Below are 17,085 nucleotides of genomic sequence, written 5' to 3' on the forward strand. Positions count from 1 at the left end.
GACGATCCGGCTCGGAATGAAACCGCAGCCTTCGTCGCTGAGATGAACTGTGTCCGACTTCGCCTCCTCCGCACCGCCGACGCCCCTGCCCTCGCGCGCGCCGGTCGTGATCATCGGGGCCGGTCAGGCCGGGCTCTCGACCGCCTACTGGCTGCTGCGCCGTGGGCTGCGCCCGAACGTCGACATGGTGATCGTCGATCGTGATGCGGATGCCGGCGGGGCTTGGCAGCACCGCTGGCCGGCCATGCGCCTCGGCGACGCACATCGGGTGCACGATCTGCCGGGCATGCATGACCTCGGGCTGAGCTTCGAGACCGCCGATCATCATCGCCCCGCATATGAGATCGTCGTCGAGTACTACAGCGCCTACGAAGCACACTTCGGCCTGCAGGTGCATCACGGGCACGGGGTCGACCACGTCGTGCGCCCGTCCCCTGCCGAAGGGTTCGAGACCGATCGCTTCGAGGTCGTCGGCACGAGCGCGACGGGAGCGTTCAGCATCCGCGCGCAGGTCGTCGTGAACGCGACGGGCACGTGGGGTGCGCCGTTTCTGCCGTGGTATCCGGGGCAGAACGTCTTCGCCGGGCGACAGCTGCACACCCAGGGCTACCGCTCAGCCGAGGAGTTTCGCGGCCAGCGAGTCGGCGTCGTCGGCGGGGGCACCTCGGCGATCGAGCATCTCGCCGAACTCGACGGCGTCGCCGCCCAGACGCACTGGTTCACCAGACGCCCGGTTCGCATCGTGCCCACGCGAGGTCTCACCGACCAGGCCGGCCGAGCATCCGTCGCCGCCGCCGATGCGGCCGCACGCGCCGGCCGAGCGCTGCCCAGCATCGTGAGCACGACCGATGTGCCGATCACGCCGTATATGAGCGACCTGCACGAGAGGGGCGGGCTGCGTCGACAGCCGATGTTCCGCAGGCTCGACGAGCAGGGCGCGGTACTGGCCGACGGCACGCACGTCGACCTGGACGCCATCATCTGGGACACCGGGTTTCGCGCCGATCTCAGACACCTCGCGGGTCTGGGGCTGCGCGAGGAGGCCGGCGGCATCCGCGTGATCGACGGCGTCGCACAGCGTGACCCAGCCTTGATTCTGGCGGGGTACGGCCCGCAGGCCAGTACCATCACGGCGGAGCGAGCGGGGCGGCTCAACGCGCGATCGACGCTGGACGCGCTGGATGCGCTGGATGCGCTGGGCGGCATCCCCCGCAGCTGAGGCAGCCACGAGGCTGACCGCGCACGCGTCTGGAAAAGTCAGTCCTTTACAATGGGGGCAGCTCGAATCCGGAAGGCATGAGATGACACCTCGCACCTATCGACGGGTCGAAACGCACAGCGCCCGCCCCACCGCCGCTGCCTCACACCGCAGCGTCCAAGCCGCTCGAACGCGTGCCGAGCTGCTGCACGCCGCTGCCACTGTCATCGGAGAACGCGGCTACGAGGCAACGTCTCTGGCCGACATCACGGCAGTGCTGCACAAGCCGAAGACCGCACTGCGCTATCACTTCGACACGAAGGCAGACATCGCGACCGCACTGCTCGAGACCGAGTTCGAGCGCTGGGAGACGATGCACGAGCTCGTCGATGACACGAACCGCACCGGACTCGCCGGTCTCATCACGATGATGCGCACTTTTCTCGCAGACCACGGCACCGGCCCGTATCAGCGGGCCGCCATCTCACTGCTGCTCGACGCGCCGGTGCTCGATGTGACGCTGCCCACTCCGCCGTTCAGCGCGCGACAGCTCGTGGCCGAGTATCTGATCGAGGCCCTCGAAGACCGCGAGATCGACAGTGCGATCGAGGTGCAGACGGCGAGCGAAGGCATCGTCGACGCCACGCTCGGTGTCGTGCTGCGCTACCGGCTCGAGCCGATGGTCGACCTCGAAGACAAGGCCGAATCGATCTGGAGCTGGTCGCTCATGGGATTGGGCGTCAAGCGCCCGCACGCGCTGCTCGAGAAGTATCGAGCCATCGCGCTGCCGCCGCACGACATCGAGACGAAGCGTCTGCTGTGACCGCAGCGGTCAGCGTGTGCGAGCGAGCTCGTCGAACAGATCTGCGTTCAGCTGGTATGCACGCTTCGACTCTGCGATGAGCTGGTCGATCTGGGCGGCGTCAAGACCGAGATGGTCGATGTGCTCACGGTAGGCCCGTTTGTAGCCCACCAGTTTGTCGATCTGGTCGAAGCGGTAGAACGTGAGCTGGTCTTCGGTGGCGCCGTAGTGCCGCGAGATCATCGTGGCGATGACCTGCCCGCCTGAGAGATCGCCGAGGTAGCGGGTGTAGTGCTGGGCGAGGTAGGCGACCATGTCTTCGTCTGCCGCAACGGTGCGCAGATGTTCGACGTATCGCCGAGTGGCCGCGAGCGCGGGATGCTCAGCGCGCCAGTCCTGAACGCCCAGCTCTGTGAGATCGTGCCTGGCTGCCGCGAATCTGGCCAGACGGGGATCGTGCAGAAACTCAGGTTCCTCGGGCCTCGGCGGACGGTTCTCCAGCGCCTCGTAGACGTAGGCGATCTGAGCCAGATACCTCGTGTAGTCGGCGAGGGTGAGACGACCTTCGATCAGGTCGGCGATGAAGGTCTTCGTCTCGGCTGCGGAATGCTCGGCGACGGTCGCCTCACGCAGTCGCGCTGAAGGAGTCGCAGCCGCCGGTCGTTCCCTGCTCGTCGCTGTCATGGTCATGGCACCTCGTCTGTCTCTTTGTGTGGTGTGGCTGCTCGCACCGCGAGCGCCTGCCCGCTCTGCTGAGCAACGTTCGTGTGTGTGTTCTACCTTAGTCGCAATGCGGTCATCTTCCATTACCGCGTCTGACCATCAGCAGACTGGTTCCAGCGGCGACCACGATCACTCCCCCTGCGATGATGAGCAGTGTGGTCCACAGCGAGTCGTTGCTGCGCCGCTCTGAGGCAGCAGGCGGCTCTTCTGCTTCGGCACGCCGCGACGATGACTCAGCAGCTGTTCCGCTCTGTGTCGTGTGCACGGCGATCGTCCTGCCGGTGTCGCCGAAGAAGACGAAGTACCGCTCTCCATCGTCGCCCTGCTGCAGCACGGACGAGTCGATGGCCAGGCGAACCTGCCCGTCGGTGACAGTGAACGCCCCCACATACTGGGCATCCGGATACGCCATGACGGTTCCCCCGGTGGCATCCGCGTCGTCCTCTGGCCAGGCGAAGCCGATGTCGAGCCGATCGCCCCAGGCGAACGACTCCGCGAGCCCGGCGTCAGTGCCTTCGATCTGCTGCACTCGGCCGTCCTCAATCGCCGCTCTGAGGTCGTCGATCGTCTTCAGCTCCGTCGGCGTCGCCGCCTGCGGCGCGTCTGCCATCGGTGCCGCGGCGGCAGCCGAAGACTCGGTTCGCCGAGGCGTCGTCGCGGGCTGGCGCTGTGCGTCAGCGGTCTGTGCTGGTGCCTGCCGTGCGGCGGCGTTCCCGCCCTCGCTGCCTCCGGTCACGCTGTTCACCGTCACCTGCTGAGTGACTGGGGCGTTGCCATAGCGAACCGTGACCGGGGCTGCCACCTTGTTCGGGTCTGCCGCGCCGTTCGATGAGTACCAGTACGCACCCTGACCGGTGGCCTGCTGAAAGCTCACGAAGTCCTGAGGGAACGAGCCCTGGGGATTGCCCGCCTCGTTCAGCACCGCGCCGGAGTCGTCCTTCACGCTGATGCCTTCGTAGTCTGGGAGGATGTCGAATCCCTTGGCTTCTTGATCAGTCGTGTCTGCCCGGCGCAACGCCCCCTCAGCGAGCGCTGCTCGGCCTTTCGCCTTGTCGAACGTGGCCAAGGTGATCTCTCTCGGCTCGACGGGGCCCCATTGCGTCATGTCCTCCATCGACGACGAGAACCCGCTTCCGGTTGCAGTGATCTTCGCGCTGCCGTCGGCGTTGACGGTGAGTTTGGGATTCTCTGCGTACCAGAAGGTCAGCCCGTTGTAGTAGGCGACGGTCCACGCGCCCTGCCATTGAATCGTTCCTGCGCCAGTGCGCCAGTCGACGCTGCCAGTACCGCCCGAGATGTCGATGCGGTTGTGGCTATAGTCTCCGTCGTCCTTGTGTACGCCGGAGACGAGCTTCGCGCCTTTCACAGACTGACAGCGATTGGCGAACGTCGAGTCGACGCGTGTGGTGCGATCCTCCGACGGTCGGGTCACACGCACATTGCCGACGTCGTTCTGGCGAGCCGCAGTGTAGGCGGCCTCATCGATCTGCTGACTGCCGCGTCCGGGATCGGGCACCTTTCCTGCAACGAGGAAGTTGCAGCTGCCAGGCATGAACGCACCGTTGCCGGACTCATTGTTCATCTCCCATGCGAAGCTCGCATCCTTGATCTCGACCAGATTGCTCGCGGGGGTCGCCGCCGTCACCGCAGCCTGGGCAAACGCGCCGCCGCCGACTCCGACAGCCAGCAGCGCCAGCACGGCGGCGACACGACGCCCACGGCGCCCGGTACCCATGGTCGGCCGCGCTCCCGCGCCGCGTCTGTGACGTCTGAGACCGCTCGTCTCTGACTTCTTACCCGTCGACTCAATCATCTGCCTGCCCATCAGCCGTTCTGCTCCTTCGAAAGCGCGACCAGTGCCGCCCCCTCGGCCACCAGGAGCGGGGTGCGATCCGCAGCGCAGATCGCACCCCGCCTCGTTCATCTGTCCGGTCTCAGATCAGAGACCGCTGCGATCAGCGCTGAGACGCCTGATCGTCACGACGGCGAGCCCGTGTCAGCAGCAGGCCGCCGGCCAGCAGCGCGGCCGCCAGTGCGATCCCGGCGATTCCCTGACCGGTTCGTGCCAGCTGCTGCTGGTCCGAGGTCTGGGCATTCGTCTGGGCACCGGTCTGCTGACCGTTCTCGGCTGACTGCTTGCCGCTCGTCCCGTCGGCTGCCGGCTCTGACGGTGCCGGGGTCTCGTCGCTCTTCTTGGCCTCGACTGTGAGTGTGACCGGATCGGACGACACTGTGCCGCTGTCGTTCGTCGCGACGAGGCGATAGCTCTCGCCGTTCTGGCTGAGAGTCACCGATTTGAGCGTCAGGCTCGATTCGGTGGCTCCCTCGACATCGGTCCAGGTCTGGCCGTCAGTCGAACGCTGCCACTGCAGCTTCGGTGCCGGGGCCCCGGTGAGCTCGGCGCTGAAGGTGGCATCCTGCCCCTCGGCGGCCTTCTGGTCGGTCGGCTGCGTCTGCACCGAGGGCTTCTCGGGGTAGAGCGCATCGAACTGCGCCGTCGTGATGCTGACCGGAGTCTCGGCCAGTACCAGAGGCTGGTTCGGTGCCTGTGGCAGACCGTGAGCGTTCCAGACGATGACCTTGTACGACTGGTCACGCGACAGCCTGGCCTTGCCCTGGTCGTCCTTCGTCGTCACCTGCAGTGTCGTCGCGAACGTGCCGTCGGTCAGAGCGCCGGGGCCGTACTTGGTCACGTACTGCACGCCGAGGGTGCCGTCAGTCGCGGTGATCGCGCTCAGGTCGACGTCTGCAGGAACCAGTGCAGCGTAGACGCCTGCAGAGTCCTTCCATGCCTGGCTGCCATCACTCCAGTACTGAGGAAGATCGGTCGGGACGAAGCCGGTGCCGTCGACCTTGACCTCCAGCATGTTCTGCGCCGGCGCGGTCGAGACGCTGCCGGTCACGCTGGCGGCGAGCTTCGGGGTCGCGATGACGGGGTCAGAGGCGGCGGATGCTGCCGACGCACCGATTGCATTCTTCGCCGTGACCGTTGCGGTGTATGCCACTCCGGGAGCGACAAGGCCGTCGAACACACTGCTCGTGGCATCAGCGGCTGCGGTGACCGTCTTCGGGCTGCCGCCGTCGGACGGCGTCAGCGTGACCGCATAGCCGGTGACGGCCGAGTTGTTCTCAGCGGGCTTCTGCCAGGTGACCTCGATGACCGAGGTCTTCGACTTCGTCACAGCTGGCTTGGCGACAGCTGCGGGCACGTCGTTGACGAGGAGCTTCGCCGGGTCAGTGGCCACGCCTTCAGCGCTGGCCAGATTCGTGAAGACCGCCCGGTACTCTGTGTCGTTCTGCGCGATGGTCGCCGCATCGATCTTCAGATGAGTGGTGACCGACGGACGCTGCGACGTCGTGGTGACCGAAGTCTCCGGAACGTCGGTCCAGTCGGCGTCGCCCGTCTTGCTCTGCCACTTCGCCGCAGGCAGGGGCAGCCCGGTAGCCGTCGCCGCGAAGGTCACTGACTGTCCGGCTCGCGTGGACACGGCCTCTGGCTGTCCGGTGATCTGCACGGGCTCAGGGAACACTTGATCCCACTGGTCTTCGGTCATCGAGATGTTCTGACGAGCGATCACGGCGTTACCGGTGGGCATGCCGTGTGCCCGCCAGACCACGACCTGGTAGGTGTGAGTCCGATCCAGTTTGGCGGCGGGAGCTTTCAGCTGGGTTGTGAACGCCCCGTCGACAATGTCTTTCTGCATGATCCATTTCGCCTCGCCGATGAACCCGTTGTTCTGGTCCATCGTCGCCAGGTCAGTGGTCGAATCGATCACGGCGGCATAGACGCCGTTGTTCAGGAAGGCACCGACTGACGAGTCAGGCAGATTCGTGTAGTTCGTGCCTGCGACGGTGATTCCGAGCCCAGTCGTATCGGTTGAGTCGACCGTGACAGTGGTGACCGGCGTGGCCGCCTGACGCACCGTGAGTGTTGCCGCAGTGCTCGTCGCTGTTCCGATCGCGTTGGTCACGACGGCACGGTACTGCGTTCCAGTGGCCGAGAGCTTGGCGGCCTTGACCGTCAGCGTCGTGGCCGTGGCACCGGGGACGTCGACCCAGTCAGCGTTGACGGCCTTGGACTGCCACTGCACGGTCGGCTGCGGAGTGCCCGCGGCTGCAACGGTGAACGTCGCATCGCCGCCCTCGGTCACGGTCGCGTCGGCGGGCTGCGCGGTGATCGTCGGGGCAACGCCCTTGGACTGCGCGGTGTAGCCGATGCTCACTGGCGTCGCGGGCTTGTTCGGGTCAGCGCTGCCGCCTGACGAATACCAGTAGGAGCTCTGCCCCGTGAGCTTCTGGAAGTCGACGAAGCTCTGCGGGAACGATCCTTGGGGATTGCCGGTGGGATTGAGCACCTGCCCTTCGGCATCTTTGACCTGCACGCCTTGGTACTGCGGCGTGATCGGCTTGCCGTCATTCGTCGTCACCCCCTTGTCGGTGACCTTCACCGCGCCTGCGGCAAAGTCGGCAAGGGTGATCTGCTGGGCCGGAATGCTCGTCCACTGGCTCATGTCCTCCATCGACGATCCGAACCCGCTGGCCGTGGCGGTGATCTTCGCGCTGCCGTCGCTGCTGACGGTCAGGTGTGGGTCGCTCGCATACCAGAACGTGAGGCCGCTGTAGTAGACGACCGTCCACGACCCCTTCCAGCTGATGTCTGCGGTGTTCTTGACCGAGTCGATCTCGCCAGTGCCCTTGCCGATCTGCACCTCGTTCAGGCTGAAGTCGTTCACATCCTTGTGCGCACCAGGTGCGACCTTGTTGCCCTTGACCGAGAGGCAGCTGTTCTCCCACGTCGCCGCAGTCAGGTTTCCCTGCAGATCAGGCTTCAGCACGCTGGCGTTTCCGGCCTCGGTCGCGGAGTCATAGCCGGCCTTGGTGAGCTGGATGTTCCCCTGCCCCGGGTCTGGGATCTTGCCCTTGACCAGATAGTTGCAGCTGCCGGGCATGAACCCGCCGTTGCCTGACTCGTGGTTCATCCCCCATGCGAACGTCGCATCGGACACAGTCTTGGAGTCATCCGCCGCCGAGGCGAAGGTGGTGCCGGCGATGGTGCCGCCGACGGCGAGAACGGCCGCAAGGCCGACTGCCAACGGGCCACGCACACGGCGCGGTCGTCCTGTTCTGTACATGTGTGCTCTCTTTTCTCTATGGGTGCTCGGGATCATGGCTGTTCAGGCCTCTTTCGACTGCAGGTTTCGCCGTCTGCGCAGAATCACGAGGATCAAGACGACGATCGCCAGCACTGCGACGGCACCGACGGCGAGCGCGGCGGCGACCAGCGCCCCGTTCGAACCGCTCTGGTCGGCGGACGCCTCGGTCGTGGCCGTCTGACCTGATGCGTCGAAGGTCGTCCATCCGGTCACATCGCCCTGTGCGTTGACGGCGACGAGATGATGCTCTCCGTCAGTGATGTCGTCGGGCAGTCGCACGTCGAACTCTCCGGCGGAGTTCGGCTTGGACCATCCCGTGAACTGGGGGTCGGACATCACGAAGAATCCCGTCCACGATGCAGGGTCGGCCGCAGCATCGGTGACTTTCAGCTGTGAGTCACCGACGGTGACCTGAAGACTGCCCCGTTTGTCATCGGTCAGAGCCGCGAGATCTGGGCTTCCAGGCACGGTTGCCGGCCGAGCATCGGCCGCGTCAGGTGCTGCCACACCGGCTGCGCCGCCCGAGGTCTGCTGCTCGAGCGCCTTGCCCTGCGCCGAGGTCTGGCCGGTCGTCCCAGCCTGTGCGTCGACCTTCGTTCCTGAATCGGAGATATGCCGGAAGTTGATGGGAGTGAACGACTCGTTCGACGGCTCTTTGACGCCGTGGGCCCCGACGGTCATGATGCCGCACTGCGTCTCCAGACAGTTCACACTGCCTTTGTTGCCGTCACGGTCGCTGTACTCGAACGTGGGGCCAGGAACCATGAGCTTCGCATGCCACGTGCCATCGGCGTTCAGCAGGCCACCGTTGGCCGCGTACTGCGTCTCACTGCCGGGAAAGCTCACGAAGAGCATGTAGCCGGTCGGGTTGGACTCGTCGTCGTAGACGTACTTGCGGTCGAGGCCGTCGACTCCGCCGCTGCTGGGCTTCCAGTTCTGCCCGGCCCAGCCGAAGAGCACGTAGATTCCGCCGAATCCGTTCTTCTTCGACACGAAGCCGCTGCCTGACACGTCGAGCGTCGTCAGATACTGATTGTCTGCGACGTTGACCAGATCGGGTCGCCCCTCGACCGTGGCGACGACGGTCGGACCGGCTGCCTGGGCGGGCTCTGCCGTCGACTGTGCCGCTGCGGTGCCCGCCGCGATCAGACCGACGACGGCAAGAGTGAGACCTCGCAGGATGCGGCCGGCATGACGCTGTCGATGTCGTGTCGCTGGACGCGCTGAGTTCTTCACGCTGATTCCTCTCGTGTGTGTTCGGATGCTTCTCTCCCGCGGCTGGGCAGCACCAGCGGCTGACCCGTGCGAGGATGCTCGATCACGTCGACCGGGTACCGGTAGACACGACTGATGCGTTCGGCCGTGAGCACTTCGCTCGGGCTTCCCACTGCCGTCACCGTGCCGTGCTCGAGCAGCGCGATCCGATCGGCATAGGCGGCGGCGAGGTTCAGATCGTGCAGCACGATGACGACGGCGTCACCCGCTTGTGCGCGCTCGCGTGCGATGCCGAGCACTTCTTCTTGATGACGGATGTCGAGCGCCGCGGTGGGCTCGTCGAGCAGCAGCACCCCGGTACGCTGCGCCAGCACTCGTGCGAGTGAGACCCGTGCGCTCTCCCCTCCCGAAAGCGAGGGAAAGGCCCGTGCGCCGAAGGCCGACGTCTCAGTGCGCTCCATCGCCTCGGCGACGGCGGCTTCGTCTTCGACCTCGCGAGGCGTGCGCTGCCACGGTGCACGCCCCATTTCGATGACCTCCAGCACGGTGAACGGGAACGCCAGCGAGTTGTGCTGGGTGAGCACGGCTCGCGCGCGGGCCTGTTCGCTGAGCGACCACTCGCTGATGCTGCGTCCGTCGAGGCGCACCACTCCGGTCGACGGGATGTCGCCGCTCAGCGCTCCGAGCAGCGTGGACTTGCCTGCGCCGTTGGGGCCGACCAGCGCGAGCACCTCGCCGGCGCGCACCACCGCATCCACATGATCGAGAATGGTGCGACCGCCCAACTCGACCGAGAGATCGCAGGCTTCGAGAGCGGTCTCCCCGATCGGCGTGCGCTTCGGCAGAGCGATCATCCGAGCACTCATCAGACCGCTCATCCCCACCCTCCTGACGTGCGCCGCGTACGCCGCAGCAGCCAGAAGAAGAACGGACCGCCCACCAGTGAGGTGAGCATGCCGATGGGCAGATCCGCATACGTCACCGCAGTACGCGCGACCAGATCTGCGACTTCGAGCAGCAGCGCGCCACCGAGGATGCTGGTGATCAGCAGCGGGCGGTGCGCCGGCCCCAACAGCATGCGCATGAGATGCGGGATGACCAGCCCGACGAATGCGATGATGCCTGCGAACGAGACTGCGGCAGCGGTCAGAACGGCGACGACCACGATGCCGATCACGCGCAGCGCCTCGACGTTCACACCGAGGTGTCGTGCCGAACGCTCGCCGAGCGAGAGCAGATCGAGTCGACGGGTGAAGAGAAACGTGCAGGCGATGCCGATCACGACCAGCGGAGCCACTGCCGCCACCTGCACCCACCGGCTGCCGTTCAGGCTGCCCAGCTGCCAGAACACGATCTGCTCGCGCGCAGACTGGTCGCTGACGAACGTCAGAAAGGCGAGTGCGGCCCCAGCGAACGCGTTGACTGCGACGCCGGTCAAAATCAGGGTGACCACCTCGGTGCGGCCGCCCGATCGAGAGAAGGCGTACACGATCAGCGTCGTCGCCAGACCGGACACGAACGCCATGACCGGAACGGTCCACTCGCCCAGCAGAGCGATGTTGAACACGATGGCTGTGCATGCGCCGACCGCAGCACCGCTCGAGACCCCGACGACGCCCGGGTCTGCCAGCGGGTTGCCGAAGATCGCCTGCATGATGAGACCGGCGACGGCGAGCGCGGCGCCCACGAGCAGCGCCATCACGACACGCGGCAGGCGGATGCTCCACAGTGCGGCTGCGGCATTGGGATGCGTCGTGCCGTGCCCGATGTCGATGCCAACACCCTGCAGCAGAATCTGGATGACCTCTCCTGCCGGGATATGCAGCTGCCCGGAGCCGACGGAGATGACGCCGAAGACAGCGAGCAGGGCGCTCAGCACCACGATGGCGACGGTGGTGCGAGCCTTGTGCGGCAACGTGGCTGCGAGTGGTTCGGCGGTCAGTCCAGAGTGGGCCCGCAGGTCTGCCCGTGACGTCTGTTCGAGCTTCGCACTGGGCGCAGAAGATGAGGCTTTCATCAGCCGTCCCTGCGGCTTGAACCGTCTGAAGCCCCCGCGGCCGGGCTGGCATCCGGCGCGTACACCGCGCGGGCCAAGGCGTCGAGAACGTCTGCAGTGCGCGGCCCGTAGCTCATGATCTCGGTGTCGGACATGTCGACGACCCGGCGGTTCTGTCCTGCCGGAGTGTTGGCCACCGCAGGCACGCGCTCCAACAGTCCGTCGACGCCCCCGACCGATTCCAGGCCTTTGGTCATCATGAGGATGAGGTCGGGCTTCATCTGGACCAGCGCTTCGGCGTTGATCGGTTTCATGCCCTTCCAGCCGACCTCGCGCGCGACGTCGACCCCGCCGAGAGCATCGATGAGCGAGTCGACGCCGGATCCTTCGCCGAACATGTAGTAGATGCCGGCGTTCCCGCGCACATACAGAAAGACCATGCGCACACGGTCGGCCTCGTTCTGCGGGCGAATCGCAGCGACCTCCTGCGTCTTCGCAGCGATCTCGGCAGACAGGCGATCTGAGAGACGGTGCCCGGTCTCGGGCACGCCCAACGCAGAGGCCACCTGCATCACGATCTCGCTGACGTTGCCCATGTTGCGCTCGGAGTCGACGAAGACGACGGGGATGCCGGCGTCTTTCATCTGCATGAGGGTGTCCCACGGCCCGAGCGTGGTGTCGGTGACGATCACGGTGGGAGCGAGATCGAGGATGGCCTCGCCGTTGAGCTCGTGGCCGTTCTGCGTCACCAGCGGAAGATCTGCGGCTTCGGGGAATCCCGTCGAGACGTCTCTGCCCACGACCCTGTCGCCGAGGCCAAGGCCGAAGACCGTCGCCGCCAGCGACCCATAGAGGTCGAGTGCCAGAATGCGGCTCGTGTCTGTGACCGTGACGGATGCGCCCTGTGTGTCGGTCACGGTCGCCGGCAGCTGCTGCTGCGGGTCGTTCTCGATCGGGGTGATCGAAGTCTGAGCCGTTGTGGCGGTGGACTCGCCGAAGTGGTTACGCGGATTGCTGAGGGTGTCGAGTGAGGAAAGCGGCTGAAGGTTAGCCACACCAGCCTTCTGCTCACCGGTCGTCGCCTTACTCCCGACAGAGCATCCCGACAGAGCCAGCGCGAGAGCAACGACCGTTGCCCCTATCACGCGCGTGAATGGCCTGACAGCAGCTGTGCCGTGACGTCGAGATCCGGCCTTCACAGGCGGATTCTCACGCTGTTCTTGAGGGCACATCGCTGTCTCTCTCTCCGGTCCGGCACTCGTCGGGCGCGCACGACGATCCAGAGAATCACCAAGTCGGGGGCCCACAACCAATCTAAGGCTTACCTCAGATGCACCTTTGGAGTTTAGGCAACGATCGTATTGTTCGTCAACCGTCGTGTGGTCTGACGTGTGTCGCCGTGCGAGTCGCTGTGGCTATGCGAGTAGCTGTGCGAGTCGCCGACCGAGTCACTGTCTGAGCCCTGACGATCGCGTGCTTCCAAGCACTGTGTCGTCTCTGCCCAAGTGCGCGGTGCACGTCGCACGCCCCAGGCTCTGTGTCGTTTCTGCCCATGTGCGCCGTCTGCACGTCGCACGCCCCCAGGCACTGTGTCGCTTCTGCCCAAGTGCGCGGTCTGCACGTCGCACGCCCCAGCCGCTGGCGAACAGTGGGCGTCTCGCAGACGATCAGAGACCTGAGGTACCGCCACCCCGCCAACTTGCATCCGCGTCCGTATCCCTGTCCGTGTCCGCGCCCAGAGCCACCGCCCCAACCCCGACCCTCCGCATCCACACGCCGCCCCCGCTCTGCCCTCGTCGTGCACCACCCGCATCCACACATGCCGCTCTACCCTGCCCTCGTCGTGCAGCATCCGCATCCAGGCATGCCAAATGCGACCCAGGCAGTTCGAGGCATGCCAAGTTCCATGTCTCGATCGGTTGAGGCGGCATTTCCCATGCCTCGAACGGATGGGGGCAGCAATTCCCATGCCTCGAACGGATGGGGGCAGCAATTCCCATGCCTCGAACGGATGGGGGCAGCAATTCCCATGCCTCGAACGGATGCGGGCAGCAATTCCCATGCCTCGAACGGATGCGGGCAGCAATTCCCATGCCTCGAACGGAGAGAGACCGCGTTCTCAGGGCCGACGCCTGGACATTCAGGCAGAAACTGCTCGGTGACGGCTGCGCTTGGCTACGGCTGCGCTGGACTACGGCTGCATTCGTCGACGGTGGCACCGGCGGCACCGGCGACAGTTGCCGCTCGACCCCACGGCACCCTGCAGAGACGCAAAAGAGCCCCACCAGACAATGTCTGGTGGGGCTCCGAGTCGTACTCGACACATCTTTGCCGCAACCGCTCGCCGCAACCACTTGCGGTAGCGAGCCGTTATCCCCCTACAGGAACGACAACGTCAGCGGTCAAGCGTTGAACAACAACGTCAGCGGTCAAGAGGTCAACAACAACGTCAGCAGTCGAGAATTCAACGACTGCGACTGCTCCTACTCAGCGTCGGCCGCAGCATCCTCTTCGACCACAGGGATCAGCGACAGCTTGCCGCGATCGTCGACCTTCGAGATCTCGACCTGAACCTTCTGGCCGACCTGCACCACGTCGCCGACCTGGTTGACGCGCTTGCCGTCGTTGAGCTTGCGCAGCTCAGAGATGTGCAGCAGTCCGTCGCGGCCGGGCATCAGCGAGATGAACGCGCCGAAGTCGGCGAGTTTCACAACGGTGCCCAGGTAGCGCTCCCCCACCTCAGGGATGGTCGGGTTCGCGATCGCGTTGACCGCGGCACGAGCGGCGTCAGCCGAAGGTCCGTCAGCGCTGGCGATGTAGACCGTGCCGTCGTCTTCAATCGAGATGTCAGCGCCGGTGTCTTCCTGGATCTGGTTGATGATCTTGCCCTTCGGGCCGATGACCTCACCGATCTTGGCGACGGGAACCTGCACAGTGATGATGCGCGGCGCGGTCGGAGCCAGTTCGTCCGGCTCAGAGATCGCCGAGTTCAGCACCTTGAGAATCGTCAGACGAGCCTCTTTGGCCTGCGTCAGCGCACCGGCGAGCACCGAGGCGGGAATGCCGTCGAGCTTCGTGTCGAGCTGAATCGCGGTGATGAAGTCAGCGGTGCCGGCGACCTTGAAGTCCATGTCACCGAGCGCGTCTTCGGCACCCAGGATGTCGGTGAGCACGGCGTACTCGGTGTGGCCGTTCTCTTCGTGGCTGATCAGCCCCGAGGCAATGCCTGCGACCGGGGCGCGCAGCGGCACACCGGCGTTCTGCAGAGCCAGCGTCGACGCGCAGACCGAGCCCATCGAGGTCGAGCCGTTCGACCCGAGCGCCTCAGAAACCTCGCGAATCGCGTAGGGGAACTCCTCGACACTGGGCAGCACGGGTACCAGAGCGCGCTCGGCGAGCATGCCGTGGCCGATCTCGCGGCGCTTCGGGCTGCCGACACGACCGGTCTCACCAGTCGAGTAGGGCGGGAAGTTGTAGTGGTGCATGTAGCGCTTGTGCGTGACGGGCGACAGCGAGTCGATCTGCTGCTCCATCTTGAGCGTGTTCAGCGTGGTCACACCCAAGATCTGAGTCTCGCCGCGCTGGAACAGCGCCGAGCCGTGCACGCGAGGCAGCACGGCCACCTCGGCGTCGAGCGCGCGGATGTCGCGCAGCCCGCGTCCGTCGATGCGCACGCCCTCGTTGATGATGCGCCCGCGCACGATCTTCTTGGTCACGGCCTTGTACGCCGCACCGATCTGCTCGTATTCGGCCTCGTCGACCTCAGGAGCCAGACGCTCTTTGATGCTTGCCTTCAGCGCGTCGTCAGCATCCTGACGCTCGAGCTTGTCGGCGATCTGGTAGATCTTGGCGAGCTCGTCGTGAGCCAGCTTCTCGACCTTCTCATACAGGCTTGCGCTGTAGGGCGGGAAGAGCGTGAACTCGGCGACGGGCTTGGCGGCCTGACGCGCGAGCTCCTCCTGAGCCTCGACCAGCTGGCGAATGAACGGCTTCGCTGCCTCGAGCCCCTGGGCGACGACCTCTTCGGTCGGCTTCTGCGCGCCGGCCTCGATGAGATCCCACGAGTTCTCGCCTGCCTCGGCCTCGACCATCATGATGGCGACGTCTTCGCTGCCGTCTTCGGTCACGACCTTGCGACCGGCGACAGCCATGTCGAACACGGCCTGGTCAAGCTGTGACTGCTTCGGGAATGCGACCCACTGGCCGTCGATCAATGCGATGCGAACGCCACCGATCGGGCCTGAGAAGGGCAGTCCGCCGATCTGGGTGGATGCGCTGGCCGCGTTGATCGCGAGCGTGTCGTAGCGCTCGTCGGGGGCGATGGTCAGCACGGTGATGACGACCTGCACCTCGTTGCGCAGACCCTCGGCGAACGAGGGGCGCAGCGGGCGGTCGCACAGACGGGCGACGAGGATGGCGTCGGTCGTGGGGCGACCCTCACGACGGAAGAACGAGCCGGGGATGCGCCCGGCGGCATACATGCGCTCTTCCACGTCGACCGTCAGCGGGAAGAAGTCGAAGCCCTCTTTCGGCTTCTTCGACACGGCGGTCGTCGACAGCAGCGTGGTCTCGTCGTCGAACGTGACGAGCACGGCGCCGGCGGCCTGCTGGGCGAGACGACCCGTCTCGAAACGGATGGTGCGCTTGCCGAACTTGCCGTTGTCGATGACGGTCTCGGCGTACGTGATTTCTGGACCCTCCAAGGGGTACTCCTTTACCTGATACGTGCAGGCAGGCAGGACTGGCACGAGCAACGTATGGTGCTGATCAACAGTAGAAAACCTCGGACGGACGTTCCGAAACTCACCACCGAAGATCAGCGCCTGAACGGCTCACCTGCACGGTTTTGATTTGTGAGTGGCTCTCAACGAGCCATTCTGCATTCTAGCAGAGAGACGCTGGGAAGGCTCTGTGCTCTAATACCGCTCAGAGGTGTCTGCCGCAGCAGCCTTCATCGTTGCACTGGGCTGGTCTCGTCGCACGAAAGAAGGTCTCGACCTCTCGGGAGAGGTCGAGACCTTCTGAAGTCACGCGGCCGGTGACCGCGTCACTCGCTGCGTCGCCGTGAACGAGACCAGATGACCGTGGCGAGGCCAGCGGCCAGCAAGGCGAGGCCAGCTCCGATCGAGCCTACTTCTGCTCCTGTTCGAGCAAGCTGATGCTCGTGCGGGGCCGAGTCGCCGTCGGATGCTCCGTCATTCTGGTCAGGAGCAACCGGCTGGGCTGGGGCAGTCGGGGCGCTCGGCGTGGGCGTCGGGGCGGGAGTCGGCGCCTCATCGTCTCCGAAGCCGTACCAATCGTCATGCGCGGTGACGTCCTGTCCCTCGGACTGACCCGTGACCGTCGCCGTGTTCTTGTAATCACCAGCAGCAACCGGACCATCAGCAGTGAACGTCACCGACGCACCAGCAGCCAAAGTCCCATCGAAACCAGCCGGAGCCGCCACCCCGGTCAACTTGTCATCCGAGACCGAGACACCGGTCACAGCCGAATTACCACTGTTGGTGACGGTGTACTCGAATTTCACCGACGAGCCAGCAGGCACATGCACCGCACGATCAGCGCTGTCATTCGCCACACCATTGCCAGACTTCACAACAGTCAGACCAGTCGTCGTGCCGAACCCGAACCACTCATCCGAAGCCTGCAGATCCTTCCCCTCGGACTGACCCGTGACCGTCGCCGTGTTCTTGTAATCACCAGCAGCAACCGGACCATCAGCAGTGAACGTCACCGACGCACCAGCAGCCAAAGTCCCATCGAAACCAGCCGGAGCCGCCACCCCGGTCAACTTGTCATCCGAGACCGAGACACCGGTCACAGCCGAATTACCACTGTTGGTGACGGTGTACTCGAATTTCACCGACGAGCCAGCAGGCACATGCACCGCACGATCAGCGCTGTCATTCGCCACACCATTGCCAGACTTCACAACAGTCAGACCAGTCGTCGTGCCGAACCCGAACCACTCATCCGAAGCCTGCAGATCCTTCCCCTC

At 65.2% G+C, this 17,085-nt stretch carries 11 protein-coding genes; 2 read left to right on the top strand and 9 right to left on the bottom strand.

The genetic code is table 11. The annotated features are described in order from the left end of the window. The first annotated feature begins 49 nt into the window (after positions 1-49). Together F8O06_RS09565 and F8O06_RS09570 are read left to right on the top strand one after the other, a co-directional pair. The gene (locus tag F8O06_RS09565; protein ID WP_225733462.1) at positions 50-1,219 is read left to right on the top strand and encodes an FAD-dependent oxidoreductase; all 1,170 of its coding nucleotides are present in this window, start codon (positions 50-52) and stop codon (positions 1,217-1,219) included. Between the two features lie 82 nt (positions 1,220-1,301). Then, positions 1,302-2,021: a TetR/AcrR family transcriptional regulator gene (locus F8O06_RS09570; RefSeq protein ID WP_192496908.1), complete on the top strand. Its 720-nt coding sequence runs from the start codon at positions 1,302-1,304 to the stop codon at positions 2,019-2,021. 9 nt (positions 2,022-2,030) lie between these two features. On the opposite strand, the gene F8O06_RS09575 is transcribed toward F8O06_RS09570, so the two are convergent. From F8O06_RS09575 to F8O06_RS09615, 9 genes are all read right to left on the bottom strand, one after another. Next, on the bottom strand, positions 2,031-2,684 hold the full coding sequence (locus tag F8O06_RS09575) for a heme oxygenase (biliverdin-producing) (protein WP_192496909.1): 654 nt from the start codon (positions 2,682-2,684) through the stop codon (positions 2,031-2,033). Positions 2,685-2,796: 112 nt separating this feature from the next. Next, positions 2,797-4,548, bottom strand: coding sequence for a hypothetical protein (locus F8O06_RS09580; protein ID WP_158038379.1), 1,752 nt, complete (start codon positions 4,546-4,548; stop codon positions 2,797-2,799). Between the two features lie 130 nt (positions 4,549-4,678). Continuing rightward, complete coding sequence (locus F8O06_RS09585) at positions 4,679-7,855, bottom strand: immunoglobulin domain-containing protein (protein ID WP_192496910.1); 3,177 nt, start codon at positions 7,853-7,855, stop codon at positions 4,679-4,681. A 42-nt stretch (positions 7,856-7,897) separates the two neighbouring features. After that, on the bottom strand, positions 7,898-9,112 hold the full coding sequence (locus tag F8O06_RS09590; RefSeq protein WP_158038381.1) for a hypothetical protein: 1,215 nt from the start codon (positions 9,110-9,112) through the stop codon (positions 7,898-7,900). Next, entirely contained in the window at positions 9,109-9,969 is an 861-nt protein-coding gene (locus tag F8O06_RS09595) for a heme ABC transporter ATP-binding protein (RefSeq protein WP_158038382.1), read from the bottom strand. The genes F8O06_RS09590 and F8O06_RS09595 overlap by 4 nt, the downstream gene beginning before the upstream one ends. Next, entirely contained in the window at positions 9,966-11,108 is a 1,143-nt protein-coding gene (locus tag F8O06_RS09600; RefSeq protein ID WP_158038383.1) for a FecCD family ABC transporter permease, read from the bottom strand. Before F8O06_RS09600 ends, F8O06_RS09595 begins: the two co-directional genes overlap by 4 nt. Continuing rightward, positions 11,108-12,142 carry a heme/hemin ABC transporter substrate-binding protein gene (locus tag F8O06_RS09605; protein WP_225733463.1) on the bottom strand — a complete coding sequence of 345 codons (1,035 nt, stop codon included), beginning with the start codon at positions 12,140-12,142 and terminating at the stop codon, positions 11,108-11,110. The genes F8O06_RS09600 and F8O06_RS09605 overlap by 1 nt, the downstream gene beginning before the upstream one ends. 1,428 nt (positions 12,143-13,570) lie before the next feature. After that, positions 13,571-15,790: a polyribonucleotide nucleotidyltransferase gene (locus F8O06_RS09610; RefSeq protein WP_158030927.1), complete on the bottom strand. Its 2,220-nt coding sequence runs from the start codon at positions 15,788-15,790 to the stop codon at positions 13,571-13,573. A 344-nt stretch (positions 15,791-16,134) separates the two neighbouring features. Next, the coding region (locus F8O06_RS09615; RefSeq protein WP_225733464.1) for a DUF11 domain-containing protein at positions 16,135-17,085 on the bottom strand (951 nt) is incomplete at its 5' end.

Source organism: Pseudoclavibacter sp. CFCC 14310 (assembly GCF_008831165.1).
Classification (GTDB): domain Bacteria; phylum Actinomycetota; class Actinomycetes; order Actinomycetales; family Microbacteriaceae; genus Pseudoclavibacter_A.

Coding starts and splice junctions, on each gene's coding strand:
- F8O06_RS09570 (WP_192496908.1), top strand. CDS start 1,302: ATGACACCTCGCACCTATCGACGGGTCGAAACGCACAGCGCCCGCCCC.
- F8O06_RS09575 (WP_192496909.1), bottom strand. CDS start 2,684: ATGACAGCGACGAGCAGGGAACGACCGGCGGCTGCGACTCCTTCAGCG.
- F8O06_RS09580 (WP_158038379.1), bottom strand. CDS start 4,548: ATGGGCAGGCAGATGATTGAGTCGACGGGTAAGAAGTCAGAGACGAGC.
- F8O06_RS09585 (WP_192496910.1), bottom strand. CDS start 7,855: ATGTACAGAACAGGACGACCGCGCCGTGTGCGTGGCCCGTTGGCAGTC.
- F8O06_RS09595 (WP_158038382.1), bottom strand. CDS start 9,969: ATGAGCGGTCTGATGAGTGCTCGGATGATCGCTCTGCCGAAGCGCACG.
- F8O06_RS09600 (WP_158038383.1), bottom strand. CDS start 11,108: ATGAAAGCCTCATCTTCTGCGCCCAGTGCGAAGCTCGAACAGACGTCA.